Source organism: Kocuria cellulosilytica, assembly GCF_040981245.1.
GTDB classification, from domain to species: domain Bacteria; phylum Actinomycetota; class Actinomycetes; order Actinomycetales; family Micrococcaceae; genus Kocuria; species Kocuria cellulosilytica.
Genome location: NZ_JAVFWZ010000158.1, coordinates 1 through 510 on the forward strand (window position 1 = coordinate 1; position 510 = coordinate 510).

Below are 510 nucleotides of genomic sequence, written 5' to 3' on the forward strand. Positions count from 1 at the left end.
CTTGCTCTTCGTGGGTGCAGGGGTCCTGCGTCATGCGCCTGTGGGTGCTGAAGACCTCCTCCTCCTCGCAACTGGCGGCGCGTTCGTAGATCAGTCCCCAGGGGTCGGTCAGGGCCCGGCCGGTGTACCGGTGTTCCGCCCTGCGGGCCACCACGGTGTACTCCCGCACGGGCTGGTCCCACGTTCCGTCATCGCCTTGGCGAGGTCGGGGAGGAGTGGACCGGGTGGCGTGGATGGTGTCCACGGCCCTGGACACCTGGTCGGGGGTGATCGGGGCGGATCGGTCGCCGTCGACGGGCAGCGGCGGCAGCACCTGGAGGGTCGCGCGGTCGGGTCGTAGTGCACGCACCAGTCCCCAGCATCCCAGCCACAGGTCGTCCATGGCCGCGAACCGCCACAGGTGGTCCCCGGCCCCGTAACGACCGCTGTCCTGAGGGTCGATGTCCACGGTGAAGGTTTCGGAGGTCCCGATGGTCTGTTGGTCGACCAGGGGCGAGGCGGGATTGTGCC

1 protein-coding gene is annotated in these 510 nt (G+C 69.6%); it reads right to left on the reverse strand.

Annotation, left to right across the window (positions count from 1 at the left end):
• On the reverse strand, positions 1-448 hold a 448-nt coding region (locus RCG67_RS17480; RefSeq protein WP_368828088.1), incomplete at its 3' end, for a hypothetical protein.
• Positions 449-510 lie beyond the last annotated feature (62 nt).